At 75.6% G+C, this 15824-nt stretch carries 9 protein-coding genes and 2 pseudogenes; 6 read left to right on the top strand and 5 right to left on the bottom strand.

All coding sequences use genetic code 11. The features are described from left to right. Nucleotides 1-322: 322 nt before the first annotated feature. Entirely contained in the window at nucleotides 323-739 is a 417-nt protein-coding gene (locus IPL61_31060) for a hypothetical protein (GenBank protein MBK9035646.1), read from the top strand. Nucleotides 740-3369: 2630 nt separating this feature from the next. Here the strand turns inward: IPL61_31060 and IPL61_31065 are convergent. Next, the gene (locus IPL61_31065; GenBank protein MBK9035647.1) at nucleotides 3370-3792 is read right to left on the bottom strand and encodes a hypothetical protein; all 423 of its coding nucleotides are present in this window, start codon (nucleotides 3790-3792) and stop codon (nucleotides 3370-3372) included. 1873 nt (nucleotides 3793-5665) lie between these two features. Here IPL61_31065 and IPL61_31070 point away from each other — a divergent pair. Further along, nucleotides 5666-7089: pseudogene (locus IPL61_31070) on the top strand (deoxyribodipyrimidine photolyase). A gap of 21 nt (nucleotides 7090-7110) precedes the next feature. Here IPL61_31070 and IPL61_31075 read toward each other — a convergent pair. Further along, a pseudogene (locus tag IPL61_31075) lies at nucleotides 7111-7885 on the bottom strand (phytanoyl-CoA dioxygenase family protein). A 54-nt stretch (nucleotides 7886-7939) separates the two neighbouring features. Between IPL61_31075 and IPL61_31080 the strand changes: the two are divergent. Continuing rightward, nucleotides 7940-8488, top strand: coding sequence for a hypothetical protein (locus IPL61_31080; GenBank protein ID MBK9035648.1), 549 nt, complete (start codon nucleotides 7940-7942; stop codon nucleotides 8486-8488). A 24-nt stretch (nucleotides 8489-8512) separates the two neighbouring features. On the opposite strand, the gene IPL61_31085 is transcribed toward IPL61_31080, so the two are convergent. Further along, the gene (locus tag IPL61_31085; GenBank protein ID MBK9035649.1) at nucleotides 8513-9565 is read right to left on the bottom strand and encodes a hypothetical protein; all 1053 of its coding nucleotides are present in this window, start codon (nucleotides 9563-9565) and stop codon (nucleotides 8513-8515) included. 175 nt (nucleotides 9566-9740) lie between these two features. On the opposite strand from IPL61_31085, the gene IPL61_31090 reads away from it, so the two are divergent. After that, nucleotides 9741-10682: a hypothetical protein gene (locus tag IPL61_31090; protein MBK9035650.1), complete on the top strand. Its 942-nt coding sequence runs from the start codon at nucleotides 9741-9743 to the stop codon at nucleotides 10680-10682. 3 nt (nucleotides 10683-10685) lie between these two features. Here IPL61_31090 and IPL61_31095 read toward each other — a convergent pair whose 3' ends face one another. Next, nucleotides 10686-11477, bottom strand: coding sequence for an enoyl-CoA hydratase/isomerase family protein (locus IPL61_31095; GenBank protein MBK9035651.1), 792 nt, complete (start codon nucleotides 11475-11477; stop codon nucleotides 10686-10688). Nucleotides 11478-11520: 43 nt separating this feature from the next. Next, the gene (locus tag IPL61_31100) at nucleotides 11521-13215 is read right to left on the bottom strand and encodes a hypothetical protein (protein ID MBK9035652.1); all 1695 of its coding nucleotides are present in this window, start codon (nucleotides 13213-13215) and stop codon (nucleotides 11521-11523) included. Nucleotides 13216-13389: 174 nt separating this feature from the next. Between IPL61_31100 and IPL61_31105 the strand changes: the two genes are divergently transcribed. Both IPL61_31105 and IPL61_31110 read left to right on the top strand, forming a co-directional pair. Then, entirely contained in the window at nucleotides 13390-14904 is a 1515-nt protein-coding gene (locus IPL61_31105; protein ID MBK9035653.1) for a serine/threonine protein kinase, read from the top strand. Nucleotides 14905-14948: 44 nt separating this feature from the next. Further along, a complete protein-coding gene (locus IPL61_31110; GenBank protein ID MBK9035654.1) occupies nucleotides 14949-15791 on the top strand; it encodes a tetratricopeptide repeat protein in 843 nt (280 codons plus the stop codon). Nucleotides 15792-15824 lie beyond the last annotated feature (33 nt).

The raw sequence follows: 15824 nt of genomic DNA on the forward strand, positions 1-15824 counted from the left end.
CCCGACCGCGCTGTCGACCGGCGGCAACTTCGATCTTCCTGGGGCGTCGCGCTCGATCCGGACTGGCCGGGTAAGCTTGTGTCCGACTTCAACCGCGCGACGAGCGTCGCTGGTCGACCGCACGACCGGCGCGCGGTCACGCGGTTCGAGGACGCGCGCATCGCCGAGCCGCGCGGCATCGAGTGGCTGGCCGGCGGCGGCGCTACCGCGTTCGGCGACAGCCTCGATGGTGACCAGCCGCGGCGACCGCACGGTCTACCTGACCTGCGGCGGTGGCAGCTCCGGGCTGCGGTCTACCTGACCCGGGCTTGCGATCGACGTCGTGCCGCGGCCGGCTCGACCTCTGTACCTCATCACCGAGCCTGGCAACGGCGCCCGCGGCCGGATCTTTCCGGGTCACGGGGTTCTTTGGACCCTCGTCGTCCTGGCGGCCGCGGTCGGCGTCGCGCACGCCGAGCCGACCGTCGCTGCGCGCACCGGGCCGCCGACCGGTGTCGCGATCGGCGTCGAGCTGGGCCAGCCGTCGACCGTGACCGTGCGGTGGGCGACCGGTTGCGGTGCTCGGCGTCGGCGCGGCGTCGGCACCGGCACGCCTGACGGCACCGGCCTGACGCAGATCCATGGCGGGGTCAGCGTTCGCGCTGGTGGTGCTGGCGGCCACCTCGCGCCGCGCAGTGCCGCTGTTCGTCGGCGTCGGCGCGCGCCATTACGCGCACCACTACGATCCCGCGTCGAATGATTTGCGCTGCCCGACCGCCACGTCGGGCTCGAGGCCACCGTCGGCGCGGCGCTGGTGCTGTGGGCGTCGCGCCCTCGAGGTGTCACTCGACGGCGGCCCCGGCTACGACGTCGGCCGTGCGACAGCCTGCTACGCTTCCCATGTCGCGACCCTGTGCCTGCACCAGGGCGCGTCGCGGCTGTACCTCCACGCTGCGGTGGGGCCTGCGCTGGTACCCGGGCGTCGGCGGCTGACCCGCGGTCGGCGTGTCGGGCGCGGGTGTGGTTCCTGGCCCGGATCGGCCGGGATTGGGCCTCTGGTGGCTCCCGCTGGCCGCCGGGACGTGGCAAGGTCCGCGACCCGTGAAAGAACCACCGCCCGGAGCGCTTCGACGACCTCGGCCTCATCGATCCGATCGCGCGCGCGGTGCGAGAGCAAGGCTACGAGCGTCCGACCCCCATCCAGGCGCGCGCCATCCCCCACCGCTCGCGGGTCGTGACCTGCTGGGCTGGCCCAGACGGGAACCGGCAAGACCGCGGCCTTCTGCCTGCCGATTCTGCAACGCCTGGTGACGCCGGGTCTGGCCCGCGGCCGCGGCCCGAGGCCGCTCCGTGGGCGCTGATCCTGACGCCGACCCGAGAGCTGGCGTCGCAGATCGGCGAGAGCCTCAACGGCTTGGGCTTGCGCACCTCGACACCTGTGCACGGTCAGATATGGCGGTGTCGGAACAGAGCCCCAGAAGCAGGAGCTGAGCAGTGGCCTCGATGTGCTGGTCCGATGCCTGGACGCTTGCTCGACCTCGACGGCGAGGGCTCGTGGACTTGCCCCTCCTGGAGTCTCAGTTAGCTCGCGACAGGGCCAGATCGTTGCTCGACATGGGGTTCATCCACGACGTGCAAGGGGTAACCGCGGCTCTGCCCAACAAGCGTCAAACGCGCTGTTCTTCTCCGCGACGATGCCGGACGAGGCCCAGAAGCTGGCCGACAAGCTGCTCGGGGCCGGGTTTGTCCGGGTCGCGGGGCCCGGTGTCGCCGACGGCCGAGAACGTCGCCAGAGAGGTGGGTTACGTCGACAAAGGACGACAAGCGCGCTCCTCGATCGAGCACCTGCGTGATGCGTCGGAATGCCGACGGGTGCTGTACTTCTCCGCACCAAGCATGGGGCGAACAAGATCGTCGCCCACCTGGACAGACCGACGTCGCAGCGGCCGCGATCCACGAAACAAGTCGCAGAGAGCGCGAGACGCGCGCCCTGGCACCCTTCAGGGTCGGCAAGACTGGGTGTCTGGTTTGCGACCGACATTTGCCGCCCGCGGCATCGACATTGACGGATGACCCACGTGGTCAACTTCGACCTGCCCGAGGTCGCCGAGACGTACGTCCACCGGATCGGTCACCGCGCCCGCGCCGGCCGCGACGGGCTACGCCGCGTGGTCGTTCTGCGAGGCCGACGAGCGCGAGCTGCTGGTCGCGATCGAGCGGCTCATCCGCATCAACATCCCGGTGATCGAGGGCCACCTGTTCGAGGATCGGGCGTCGCGGCCGCTGCGCCCGGGCGAGCGGGTCGCGATGTCGCCCCAGGCGCAGATGCAGGCGCGGCGCGACGAGCTGCGCCGGTCGTCGCCGCGGCGGACGCGCCCCGGCGCGATGATCACCGCCGCGAGCCGGCGCGCCCCGAGGGGCAGCGCCCGGCTTCACGTCCGCGCCGGCGCCTGCGGGCGCCCCTGCGCCCCGGTGGTGGCGGCGGTTTGCGGCGGCGGCGGCAGTGGCGGCGGCGGCCGCCCGTCATAGCTCGACGGCGACCGCGACGATCGCGCTGATCGGCGCCTGGTACCGGGTCGGCTACGTAGCCGTCGACGCGCAGGCCGGGTTGCCCTCGACGACGCCGTCCTTGAGCCAGATCAGATCGCCGGCGTCGCCGCCGACGATCGGCGACGCGTCGCGCGCGAACGACTTCCTCGACCGCGACCACGCCGCGGCGATCGAACAGGTTCCAGACGTCGAGCGTCGCGCTCCAGCGACCGCGGCGCGCGCCGACGGTTGGCCTGGCCTGGGGCGGGGCCGGCAGGCGCCCGGACGCCGCGCGGCACCGCGAAGGTCTGGCTGCGACCGATGCGCGCGCTGCGGGGTCGTCCTGACGCGGCGGTCGCGCGACGCCACCGTCGAGGGCGAGGCCGCGCCAGCGCCCGCGCAGCGCCAGCTCGGCGAAGAACCGGTGCGGCTGATCGCCGGGCAGCGGGCCGGTGGCGTTGGCGTACGCCGCCGACGGCCTCGTCGAACAGCGACGACCCGCCGAGCTGGTAGCCCTCGACCGTACGGCCCCGGCCAGTTGCCGCGCAGCCGCGACCACGTAGCCGAGCCGCACCGCCAGCTTGCCGGTCGGCGCGCTGGTCAGCCAGCTCGCGACCTGCCGGTCGTATCTCGGGGGTCGCGACCACTGCCCGGTGGCGGCGCCGGCGGTCCCGAGCGCCGAGCTCGTCGTCGAGCGCGCGCCCAGGTGACGGGTTGCGCACCGACACGCCCAGGCGGACGACGTCGGCTGACTGACCTCGACGCCGGCCGGCGCCTCGTCGACCCGGGTGCCGCATGCGTCGGGCTGGAACGTTCCTGCGGCGCTGCCCCCTGAGCGATCGTCGGCGCTGCCGGCGAAGGTCAGCGTCTGTAAGAGCGTCGGCCCGGCGTAGACGACTGCGCCCAGGCCGGCCGGACCACCGGCGCGTAGCGCCCCCAGGCCACGAACGCGCGCGACCGGTCGCCGCCGAGGAAGTCCCAGGCGGCGCTGGTCCATGGCAGCACCTCGCGCAGGGTCAGCGCGGTGCCGAGCTGGCCTGACTGCGCGCGCACGCCGTACTCGACCGCGATCTCCGGCGCCGGGCGCCAGGTGCCGGCGACGAACGCGGCGACGGTGCGGGTGCGGTAGGTGATCGTCGCGCGATCGAGGAACGTGCACGCGGTGCCGGCGCAGGTGCCGGGGCCGTCGCCGACCTCGACCAGCTGGCAGTCGATGAACGCGTCGGGGCCGAGCCGCCGCCGGATGAGGCCGCCGCTGTAGCGCGCGGCGCTGACTGCGCGCACGTCGTCGCCGGCGACGCCGAGCGCCAGGCGATGGGCGCCTGGGTGTGGACCACCGGCGTGGGCGCTCGGGCGATCGATCGCGAGCTGGCGCAGCGCGCCGGCGCCGCCGGTCCAGGTGAACCCGGTCGCGATCGGCAGTTCGCGATCACGGGTAGGCGTCGCCGGTGCCGCCGGCGGAGGCCGCGCGCACCTGCTGATCGAGCGCGTCGCCGACCGGCAGCTCGGTGACCGCGGGCACGTAGGCCGAGCCGACGTCGGGCGCGTCGCCGGCGGCAATGCGCGCGTCGTCGGTGCGGTCGCTGCGGAACCACGCGCCTGGAGCGCCGCACCGAGGTCGCGCCCCACTGGCCGCGCCAGGTCGCGCCGGCGGTGCCGAACAGGCTGGTGCGGCTGACGCCGGCGGCGTCGTCCCCGGCCGGGACGATCCAGCGCGGGCTGCGCGCGACCTCGCCCAGCGCGGTGACGTCGAGCTGATGGTGCGCGAACCGCAGGCCCGCGCGCGCGACGAACGGCACGTCAAACGCGATCGCGGCGCGGCTCGCCGCTGGCGATCGCCTCGTGGACGATCGCCCGGCGCTGTCGCGATCCGCCACGCCGTCGCCGTCGGCGTCGACCTGCTGGAACGCCACGCGCTCGAGGCGTTGATCGGTGAGTTGCGGCGCGACCCCCGACGAGGTACCAGGGCCGGCCGCCGGCGACGGTCGAGCAGCGGCCCGCTGACCACGGCCTCGGCCGCGATCGTCCGCGCCGACCAGGCGGCCGCGGAACGGCGTGAACTGCGAGCGGCGCGCGCGGCAGCCACGGCGCGGCCCGGCCGGCGCTCAGCCACACGCGGCCCTCGGCCGCGGCGACGGCCCCGGCGGTGCGCAGCCGCGCGTCGACGGCCGCGCCCACGCCGACGCCGCTGTCGGCGCCGAGCCCGGCGGTGCCGACGGTGAGGTCCTCGACGAACGCGAGCGGCACGGTCAGGCCGAGGCCGCCGGTGTAGGGCGCGTCGATCGGCGCACCGTCGACGGTCCAGTGGCTGTCGACGCCGGTCGCGCCGCTGGCGCTCAGGCCGGCGTCGTCGCGGCCGGTGCCGATCACCGCGCCGGCGACCGCGCCGGACGTCGGCGTCGAGGCTCGGCAGCCGCCGCAGGAACGCGCGGGTCAGCACGGTCGTGAGCGCGGCCGGCGCCCGCGCATCGCGGCGCGGGCACGGCAGCAGCGCTGGTCGGGGGCAGCGCGCCAGCGGCCGACGCCTGGGGCTGCGGTCGAACAGCGCGCCAGTGGCCGGCGGCGTCGGCTTCCGATCGAACAGCGCGCCGGTGTCCGGCGGCGTCGGCCGGGCCGCGTCGTCGGCGACCGCGGGCGCGAACGCGGTCGTCACCAGTAGCGCGACGACCCACCATCGGCGAGCATCTCGACAGGATGGCGACGCCGAAACATGGCCGGCAGCATCGCACGGACCGCTCACCGAGGTCGCGACCGACCTGTGGATCGTGGACGCCGAGCTGCCCGACCTGCCGATCGGCCGACGCATGACGTTGTGGCGGACCGCCGACGGCGGCTCGCCGCGCACAGCGCGGTCGCGTGACGCCGCGACGATGGCGCAGCTCGACGCGCTCGGCCCGGTGCGCTGGATCGTCGTGCCGAGCGGGTTCCACCGCCTGGACGCGCCGCGCTGGAAGGCCCGCCACCCCGACGCCCGGGTTGTCGCGATGCCGGCGCCCACCGCCGCGTCGGCGCCCGGGTCCCGGTCGACGGCGACTACGGCGCCCTGCCGACCGGCGGCCGGGTCGAGGTCGAGCCGCTCGCGGGCGTGCCGTCGGAGGCGGTGTTCATCCACCGCGACGACGACGCCAGGCTGACGCTGATCTTCAACGACGGGTTCATGAACCTCCCGGGCGGCGCACGTGCTGTACTGATGATCGGCGCCCGGCGCGCGACCGCGAGCTTCGCGCTCGATCACGCGTCGTCGCGCGCGACCGCGCTGGGCCTGCTGCTCCTGGTGTTCGAGCCGCTCCGGGTCGGCTACCGCTGGGCCAGCGATCGCCTGCACCGGTTCGTGCTCGACGGCATGGCCGCCAACGCCGCGGCGTTCGCGGCGGCCGGCGTCACCTACTACCCGTACGTCGAGCCCGCGCCCGGCGCCGGGCGCGGCCTGCTGGCGGCGCTCGCGGCGCGGGCCGCGGTGGTCATCACCGACGAGCAGCCCGGGTTCTTCCTGCCGGCGATGGTCGCCGCCGCGGGCCGCCAGCGCGACGGCCGCGTCGAGCCGATCGACGGCGTCGGCCTCCTGCCGCTGCGCGCCCACGGCCGCGCGTTCGCCACCGCCGCGGCGTTCCGCTGGCACTGGCAGAAGGTGCTCGGCGCGCACCTCGGTCCGGGCCGAGCCCGCCGCTGGCGCGCGCGGCCGCCAGCGCCGGCGCGCCGCGATCCCCGGCGCGATCCTGCGGCGCTGGCCCGCGGCCACCGCGGCGCTGCTCGCCGGCGCCGGCCTCGCCGCCTGCCGATCGATCACGCCGGGGCCCGGTCGCCGATCGCGGCGGCGCGCCCGCGGCCGCCGCGGCTGCGCAGCTTCGTCGCGACCCGCCTGCCTCGCTACGCCGACGAGCGCAACCAGCCCGACGGTCGCGGCGGCCAGCGGCCTGTCGCCGTACCTGCACTTCGGCCACATGGGCGCCCACACGAGGTCGTCGACGCGCGGCCGGCGCAGCGCCGGCTGGCCCCGGCGCGGGCCGGGCAGCGCGACCGGCAGCCGCGACGGCTGGTGGGGCGTGCCGCCGCCGGCCGAGGGCGTTCCATGGACGAGCTGCTTGACCTGGCGCGAGCTCGGCCATGGCTTCTGTCACCACCGGCCCGACTACGATCGGTACGAGTCGCTGCCGCCGTGGGCGCGGACCTCGCTCGACGCCCACGCCGGCGATCCGCGCCCGCACCGCTACACGCTCGCCGAGCTCGAGGGCGCCGCGACCCACGATCCGCTCTGGAACGCGGCCCAGCGCCAGCTCGTCGCCGAGGGCCGCATCCACAACTACCTGCGCATGCTCTGGGGCAAGAAGATCCTCGAGTGGAGCCCGTCGCCGCGGGCCGCGCTGGCCGCGCTGATCGAGCTCAACAACAAGTACGCGCTCGACGGCCGCGACCCCAACTCGTACAGCGGCATCTTCTGGACCTGGGCCGGTTCGATCGCCCGTGGGGCCGGAGCGCCCGATCTTCGGCACGATCCGCTACATGTCCTCGGACAACACCGCGCGCAAGGTGCGGGTCAAGCGCTACCTCGAGCGCTGGTCGGCGCAGCCGTCGCTGCTGTGAGCGCGCGGCGCCGCCGCGGCGCTACTCATAGAGCCGCACGAACTGCCGCGGCGCCCGGCGGGTGCGGGTGCAGCGGGTCGACGCCGGCATCAGCACGAACGACAGCGCCCGGCGCGGCCGCGCGGTGTGGTTGCGGCGCGAGCGGTGCCAGACCAGGTTGTGCAAGAGCAGCACCTCGCCCGCGACCGCCGGCACCGCGACCGCCGCGCGCGTCGACGAGCGCGTCGGGGATCGTCCCGCCCGCGGGCGTGGCCAGCCCGCCGCGGTGGCTGCCCGGCACCAGCTCGACGCAGCCGCTCGCGACCGGCGCGTCGTCGAGCGCGGTCCACAGGGTCACGGTCGGCTGCGCGGTCAGGCCCCAGAAGTTGCCGCCGTCCTGGTGCCACGGCAGCTCGGTGCCGCCCGCCGTCGTCGCGGACGCGGCCTTGGTCCAGATCACCGCGCGGCACAGCGCGACCTCGTCGCCGATGAGCGCGCGCGCGATCCGCGCGAACAGCGGGTTGTCGAGCCACGCGCGCACGACCGGATCGCGCTCGACGCCCTCGATCTTGCGGTACGCCCGCGACGGCCCGATCCAGCCGCGTCGGACCGGCAGATCGTCGTAGGCGCCGGTCGGGGCGTCGTGCTGAAAGAACATGCCGTCGCGCGGGGCGGTCCCGTCCATCAGCCCGTCGACCCGCTCGATCAGCGCGGCGCGCGCCGCCGCGGTCGCGCACGCCCAGGCGCGCCCAGCCTGGGCCGCCCACGCCGCCAGCGGCTCGGCGAGCTCGACGGTGCGCGCGTGGTCGGTGAGCACGGTCGGAATCTACCCGACTCGCGCCTGGCCCCACAGCGGAGTAGGATGTCGACGATGCGCCGCGTCCTCGGTCTCGCTCCGCTGTTCTCGCTCCTCGTGGTCGCCTGCGGCGGCGACACCGGCGACCCGCAGGTCGGCGAGTGCGAGGACTACTGCGACCTCATCACGGCCCACTGCTCGGGCGCCGTGGCGCAGTACTCCGATCGCAACAGCTGCCTGGCGACCTGCGAGGTGATGCCGCTGGGCGAACCGGCGACCCACGCCGGCCACACCGTCGCGTGCCGGACGTTCCAGGCCGCGGCCGCGGAGCTCGACGCGGCGGCCACGTGCCCCAGCGCCGGGCCCGGCGGCGCCGGCGTGTGCGGGAGCGACTGCGAGAGCTTCTGCGCGATGACCGACGAGATCTGCGGCGACCTGTCGCCGTACGCGACCAGCGCCGAGTGCTTGTCGGCGTGCGCCGGCTTCGCGTCGCTGTCGCCGTTCGACGCCAGCGACATCGCCGGCGACACGATCGAGTGCCGCCTCTACCACCTGACCGCGGCCTCGGTCGCGCCCGGCACGCACTGCCCCCACCTCGCGGTGGTCAGCAGCACCTGCCAGTGAGCCGGCGGCCGGCGAGCCAGCGGCTCAGGCGCGCGCGGCGGCGCTGACGACCTTCGGGATCCGCACGCGCGGGCCGATCCGGAAGGTCACCTTGCGCAGGTTCTTGTAGTACTCGCCGTCGATCACCGGCTCGAGCAGCTCGCCGGCGGTCGCCTCGAGCGTCATCTCGCGGCACGGCCGGTCGAGGACCTCGCGGCCGATCATCTCGTCGCCGCGCGCCATCCGCGGCAGGTTGCGCGCGATCGCCCACGGCGACGGCGTGCCGACCAGCGCGTTCATCAGGCCGGCCTGATCGGCCTTGCCGAAGAACTTGAGCACGTTGCCCAGGTTGATCGACATCGACGCGACGTGGATGCCGGTGAACTCATCGCCGGGCAGCACCATGCCGTCGATCGACACCTTGGCGCGGGTCGGGCGGAACATCGAGCGGGCGTACTCGCCGAGCGGCGCCAGCGCCGGCACGTGGCGGAGCGGCGTCAGCGTGACCGGCATCGACAGGAGCGTGCGGGTCACGACCTTCATGATCGTGCGCGGGTTGGGATCCGCGGCCTCGTAGTACTTCGAGAAGAAGCGCTGGCCGATGCCGCCCGCGGCGACCGCGAAGCCCCAGGTGCGGAACGGGACGTCGCCGGCGTCGGTGGCCTCGATCCCGTCGATCACCATCGAGTCGACCTCGGTCTCCTCGACCCGCAGGCCCGCCTCGATCTTGCCGCGCAGCGTGGCCAGCAGGCCCTCGGCGTCGCCCTTGATGCCGACGTTGCCGGCGATGAAGTCGATCGTGCCGCCGTTGGTCGGCATGGTCAGCGGCATCGGCACCGCGTGGCCCGCGAACTCCTCCTCCTGCAGGACCTCCATGCCCATCCGCAGCATCCAGTGGAGCGCGCCGTCACCGCCGTCGGCGACCCAGTAGCGGGCCCGCTTGCGGAGGAAGTCGCGCAGCACCGGCTTGATCGACTCGAGCGTCCGCGTCTCGTGGACCTCACCCATGGTCCCGACGATCGACTGAAGGCGGGCGGCCCGATCGGGCTTGCCCTTGTTCTTCCGGCTGTTGGGGTTGGTGATGACACCGATCTGCATGGGGCAACTCCTGCCCCGGTAGCTTGCAAGAACCGAGCGCGTCGACGCAGTGCGTAAACCACCGAAATCTGATGGCCGGACCGATCCCTGGCGCGAAGCCGGCTACGCACATTCCGGGCCTGGGTGTGTACCTCGGGTGGCGGAACCGTTTCGCCGCGGTGGCGTCCATGGACCGATGCGTATCGCCGTCGCCGCGCTGCTCGCGCTGATCGTGGGGCTCACCGCTGACCTCGCGACCGCGGGGCCGTCCGCGAGCGGGGCCCTGCGCCATCCCGCCGGGCTGCGCGCGCGCGTGCTGGTCGCGCGCATCGGCGTGGCGGGCTGGTCCCGGGACGCCATGACGCTCGACGCGTCGCCCGATGTGGACGCGCCGACGGCGTACCCGCTGCTGCAGGAGACGCCGGGCGCGGTGAGGATCCTGGTCGAGGAAGATCACGCGCGCCTGCTGGTCTGGGTGGCGCGCACCGATCTCGCGTGGACCGTGGCGCGCTCGATCCGGATCCTCGGCCGCGGCGACGTCGGCGTCTGGCTCCGCCCCGGCGCGCCGCTGACGATCGCCGGCGCCGGGCGCCGGGTCGCGGTCCACGTCGTCGACGAGCACGTGACCGTCGATGGCACCGTCGATCGCGCCGCGCTGGCGCACCGGTTCGTGCCGCCGCCAGCGGGCCGCCCGACCGCGCACAGCACCAGCGCGCCGCTGGCCCGCGCGCCCGACGGTCCGCCGCTGGTGACGCCGACCTTCGCCGTCGGCGTCACGGTGATCGACCGCGGCCCGCGCGACTGGGTCCTGGTCGAACACGTCGGCGCGCACGTCCGCGTCCGCGGCTGGATCCGCGCGGCCGAGCTCGGCGACGGCATGTTCGCGAGTGGCAGCGGCAGCGGTTCGGGCTACGGGATCTCCGACACCGCGCGGGTCCAGCTCGACGCCGGCGCCTGCATGTTCGACGAGCGCGGCGCCGTGATCGGCGTCCAGCTCGACGCGGACGAGCGCTACGCCCACGACCTCGGTGACGGCCGCTGGTCGGTCTACGTCGGCACGCCGTGGGGCCTGCGCACCGTCGTCGTGCAGGATCGGACCCGCGGCCGCGGCCCGCCGGCGTGGCGGCGGTGCCCGTGATCCTCAGCGCCCGGTGAACACCGGCGCGCGCTTGGCCAGGAGCGCGGCGATGCCCTCGGCGGCGTCGGCGGTCGCGAGCGACTCGGCCTGCGCGAACGCCTCGGCGTAGGCCGCGCCGCGCGGATCCCACCCGAGCCCGCGGTAGAGCGAGCGCTTGGTCTCGCGCACCGCGAGCGGCGCGTTGGCGGCGATCGCGGCGGCCAGCGCCCGCGCGGTCGGCAGGACCTCGGCGGCGTCGTGGACCGACGCGAGCAGGCCGATGCGCGCGGCCTCGTCGCCGTCGACCAGCCGCCCGGTGAACAGCAGCTCGGCGGCGCGGGCCACGCCCACCAGCCGCGGCAGGAGGTAGCTGATCGCCATGCCCGGGTGCAGCCCGAGCCGCGCGAAGTTGGCGCCGTAGCGGCCGTCGCGCGCGCCGATCCGGATGTCGGTCGCCAGCGCCAGGCCGAAGCCGCCGCCGACCGCGTGGCCGTTGAGCGCGCCGATCACCGGCACGTCGAGGTCGAGCACCGCGAGGAACGGCTGGTACATCGCGAAGCTCTTGTCGTGCGGCGCCTGGATCGGCCCGTCGCCGTCGCGCTGCAGCACCGACTTGAAGTCGGCGCCGGCCGAGAAGCACGCGCCGGTGCCGGTGATGATCACGCAGCGCAGGTCGTGGGCCGCGCGCGCCGCCGCGATCGCCGCGGTGAACGCGTCGAGCAGCTCCGGCGTCATGCTGTTGCGGTTGGCGGGGCGATCGAGGGTGATCTCGCCGACGTGGCCGTCGACGGCGAAGCGAACCGCGGGAGTGGTCATGCGCGCGGGTATACTCCGGCGCGCGCCACGGCGTGGGCCGCGATCACGGCAACAGCACGGCCACCGGGCCGGCCGGCTTGGCGCCACGCCGACCGGGGCGTTGTGCCGCGGGGTGGTGGGGGCCCCGCGGGGGGGCGGGGGTTGTCGCAGCCGCCCGCGCCGCGCGGGCGGGGGGGGGGGGGGGGGGGGGGGGGGGCGCCAGGCTGGGGTCGCCCCAGCTGGGTGTCGGCCAGCGGCGGGGGCGTGCAGCCAGGGCGCGGCAGGGTCGGGGGGGCCTAGCGGCGCGGCCCTGGGCGCGGTGGGGCCGGCCTCCGGGTCGCGGCACCTCACCGGCGCGGATGGTCGCGCATCGCCGCGGTGGATGACCTGGCGCGTCGTTGGCGCCCCAGCACCAAACTCGGTGCGGGTCGCGCCGGCGCGGTCGCGCGGTGGGCCGACGCGGTCGCACGTCGACCCAGCCGGCATGGCGGGACCTGGGTCGGCGCGTACAGCGCCTCTGGCGCCGTCGCCAGCGCCTGGGTCGTCGCCCCAGCCCAGGCCTGCCCGCCGCGACCGCGACGGGTCGCCGCCGACCGCGACCGAGGGATGCCGTCAGCCCGACGACCGCTCGCGGGAAGAACGCGCCGTCGCCGATCGCCCCGGCCGCCGCCGCCCCAGCACAGGGGCGCCGGCCCGCACCCGCAGCCATGCTGGCCGCGACCGGATCTGGGTCCAGCTGCTGCCACCTCGCGACGGCGTGGGGCGCGGACGTGACGCGCTGGTGTCGCCGAACAGCCGCGGCTGTTGTCGCCCCAGCAGTAGGGCGGCGGCGCACGTCGTGGCGGCGTGGCGACACCTCGTACTGACGGACGGGTTTCGCGGCCGGACCTGCGTGGGCTGGTCGCGATCGACCGGTCGCCCACGCCGAGCTGGCCGCCGGGTTGTCGCCCCAGCAGTAGCCGCCCCCACGGACCCGGGGATCCCAGGTCGTCAGGCCGCCGGCGACCTCGGTCAGCGATGGCCCGTTCACGACGGTCGCGCCGTTGCCGCGCGCGCCGCGCGCATCCCAACCCCAGCAGTACGCGCGGAGCTCCTGCGCCGCGAGCTGCTTGATGCCGCAGCTGTGATGGTCGCCGACCGCGATCGCGACCCAGCCGGTGCCGGCGCCGGTGACCTCGGCCGGCGTCGACACCGCGCCGACCAGCGGCTGGCCGCTCTCGCCGTCGAGGTTGCGGCCCCAGCACACCACCCGGCCGCTGGCGATCGCGCAGCTGTGGCGCGGCCCGGTCGCGACCGCGGTCACGCCGGTGGCGACCTGCTGCGGGGTCGCGACCCGGGCCAGACCGCTGCCGTCGCCGACCTCGCCGTCGAGGTTGCGGCCCCAGCACCAGAGCGTGGCCGCGTCGTCGATCGCGCAGGTGTGGTCGGCGGCAGCGGCGACCGCGACCGCCTGGCCGATGATGACGCCGCCGTCGGGGCCGGCGCCGTCGATGGGGCCGCCGTCGACCGGGCCGCCGTCGCCGCCGCCGCCGTCGGGATCGCTGGCGTCGAGGTCGCTGGCGTCGCGCGCGCCATCGAGCGCCACCGCGTCGTCGAGCGCTGCGTCGACCGCGCCGCACAGCGCCAGATCGTCGGCCGCGTGACAGAAGCCGTCGCTGGCGCAGGTCTCCGCCTCCGGGCAGGTGTCCGCGGTCGGGCGCGGCGATCTTGCGGCCAGCAGCCGCAGAGCCGAGCAGGCGAGACGAGCGCGGGGGATCATCCGCGGAAAGGGTATCGGAAAATCCCCTGGACCTCACCCCGCCAGGGCTATACTGCGCCGGCCATGGGGCGGCCAGCGCGCGGACCCGCCGAGCCGCCAGGTCGGGCGCGCACGCTCGACCGACCCGGCGTGCTCGGCAGCTGGCCGAGTCCCCCTCGCCCGGCTGGTCGGCGAGTGATCGGGCGCGGGCGATGGCGGGTCTACGGCGCGATCCACCCGCTGATCGGCAAGCGGGTCGCGATCAAGGTGCTGCACCACCAGTTCACCCACCAGCCGGTGACGGTCCAGCGGTTCTTGCTCGAGGCGCGCGCCGCCAACCGCATCGGCCACCCCAACATCGTCGACATCTTCGCCTTCGGCGTGCTCCCCGACCGCCGGCACTACTTCGTCATGGAGTGGCTCGACGGCGAGACCCTGGCCGATCGGATCGATCGCGACGTCGTGCCGCGGACCGAGGCGTACACGATCCTCGACGAGATCCTCGCCGGCCTCCAGGACGCGCACGCCAAGGACATCGTCCACCGCGACCTCAAGCCCGACAACATCTTCCTGCTGGCCGGCGATCGCGTCCGGGTCAAGCTGCTCGACTTCGGCATCGCCAAGCTGGTCGGCAACAACCTCACGAGCAAGACCCAGACCGGCAACTTCATCGGCTCGCCGCACTACGTCTCGCCCGAGCAGGCGCGGGGCCAGGCGGTCGACGGGCGCGCCGACATCTATTCGCTCGGCGCCGTCGCCTACGAGGTCTTGAGCGGCGCCCCGCCGTTCAACGCGCCCAGCATCATGGACGTCGTGGCGATGCACCTGCACGATCCGCCGGCGGATCTCGCATCGCGCGCGCCAGTGCCGGCCGAGGTCGCCGCCACGGTGATGTCGATGCTCGCCAAGAGCCCCGACGAGCGCCCGTCGATCGCGGCGATCCGCGAGGTGCTCGAGCTGGTGTACCTGCGCGAGGTCGCCCCCGACGCCACGATCCTCGACACCACGTCGGGCCAGGTCGTGCGGCTCAGCGGCAGCCTGGCCGCGGTCCGGATCACCGGCCAGATGGCGGTGGTGCCCGCGGGGCGGGGCACGACCGGGCAGGTGCCGCGGTTCACCCCGGAGCCGCCGGTCGCGGACGCGCCGATCGCGGACGCGCCGGTCGCGGTGCGCGCGGACACCGCGCCGGCCGACGCGCCGGTCGCGGAGGCGCCGGCCCCGGCCCGTCGGCGCTGGCCGTGGATCGCGGCGGCCGCGGGGATCGCGGGCGCCGCGGTGCTCGGCCTCGGCCTCGGGCGTCACCAGGAGCGCGCCGCCGCCACGACCGCCGCCGAGGCCCCGCCGGCGAGCGCGCCGGCCCCCGTCACGCCCACGCCGCCGCCGCCTGCCGCACCCGCGCCGGCCGAGCCCGCGCACCTCGCGCTGACTGTGCGCGGCTCGGCCCCGGGGCTGCGGGTCACGATCGACGGCGAGCGCCGCGCGGTCGACGCCGACCAGCGCGCCGTCGTCGAGCTCACGCCCGGCCCCCACACGATCGTCGTCACGGCCCGCGGGCGCGGCGACGAGCGCCGCGAGCTCGACCTCGCCGCGGGCGTCGTCGAGCAACTCGAGATCACGATGGTCCGCGACCGCCCGACCCGCGACCGCCCGCCGCGCCGCCGCGGCCCCCGAGACGACGACGGCGTCGTCGATCCCTTCGCAGGCCCATGACCCCGACCGCGACCGCTCCCTCGCCCGCGCACGCGCGTCTCCGGTTGGTGCTCGCGGCCGCGCTGGCGTTCGGCGCCGGCGCCGGTCGTGCCACGGCCCAGCCGACACCGACCTCGACCGACCGCGCCGGGGCGAAGGCCGCGTTCGCCCGCGGCAACACCCTGTTCAACCTGGCCGAGTACGACGCCGCGATCGAGGCGTTCAAGGAGTCGTACAAGCTCGCGCCGGCGCCGCTGCTGCTGTTCAACATCGCGCAGGCCTATCGCCTCAAGGGCGCGTGCATCGAGGCCAGCCGCTTCTACGCCAGCTACCTGCGCGAGCAGCCCGACGCCAAGGACCGCGCCCGCGTCGAGAAGCGCATCGCCGAGATGGACGTGCGCGGCGACCCAGCCGCCGCCGGTCGAGGAGCCGCCGGTCGCGCCGCCCCCGGTCGCGCCGCCGCCGAGCGAGCCCACGCCGAGCGAGCCCACGCCGAGCGCCGCCGCGGCGCCCCCGGTCGACGCCCCGCCCCCCGCCGCGGTCGTGGTCGCGCCGGTCCCGCGCGATCGCGGGCGCGGCCTGCGCCTCGGCGGGCTCGTCGCGGTCGGCGTCGGCGTCGCCGCGGTCGGTGGCGGCGCCTACCTGTCGATGCGCGCCCACGATCTCGGCCAGGAGCTCGAGCAGGCGTGCGCCGACGGCTGCACCGCCGCCGACGTGCTCGATCACGACCGCCGCGGCGCCGACGCCGAGCGGAACGCCACGATCGCCTACGGCGCCGGCGGCGTCGCGATCGCGGTCGGCGTCGGCCTCTACCTCGTCGGCCGCGGCCGCTGGCGCGCCGCCCCGCGATCGCGGTCGTCCCGACCGGGCGCGGCGCGCTGGTGTCGGCCGGCTGGACGCTGCGCTGAGCTCGCCAGGCCCGGCCCGGGCGCCGCGCCACC

Source organism: Myxococcales bacterium (genome assembly GCA_016717005.1).
In the GTDB taxonomy this organism is placed as follows: domain Bacteria; phylum Myxococcota_A; class Polyangia; order Haliangiales; family Haliangiaceae; genus UBA2376.

What these genes read in the sequence shown, in the direction of transcription:
- IPL61_31080 (MBK9035648.1), top strand. Translation starts at nt 7,940, where the DNA reads ATGCGCCGCGTCCTCGGTCTCGCTCCGCTGTTCTCGCTCCTCGTGGTC.
- IPL61_31085 (MBK9035649.1), bottom strand. Translation starts at nt 9,565, where the DNA reads ATGCAGATCGGTGTCATCACCAACCCCAACAGCCGGAAGAACAAGGGC.
- IPL61_31090 (MBK9035650.1), top strand. Translation starts at nt 9,741, where the DNA reads ATGCGTATCGCCGTCGCCGCGCTGCTCGCGCTGATCGTGGGGCTCACC.
- IPL61_31095 (MBK9035651.1), bottom strand. Translation starts at nt 11,477, where the DNA reads ATGACCACTCCCGCGGTTCGCTTCGCCGTCGACGGCCACGTCGGCGAG.
- IPL61_31100 (MBK9035652.1), bottom strand. Translation starts at nt 13,215, where the DNA reads ATGATCCCCCGCGCTCGTCTCGCCTGCTCGGCTCTGCGGCTGCTGGCC.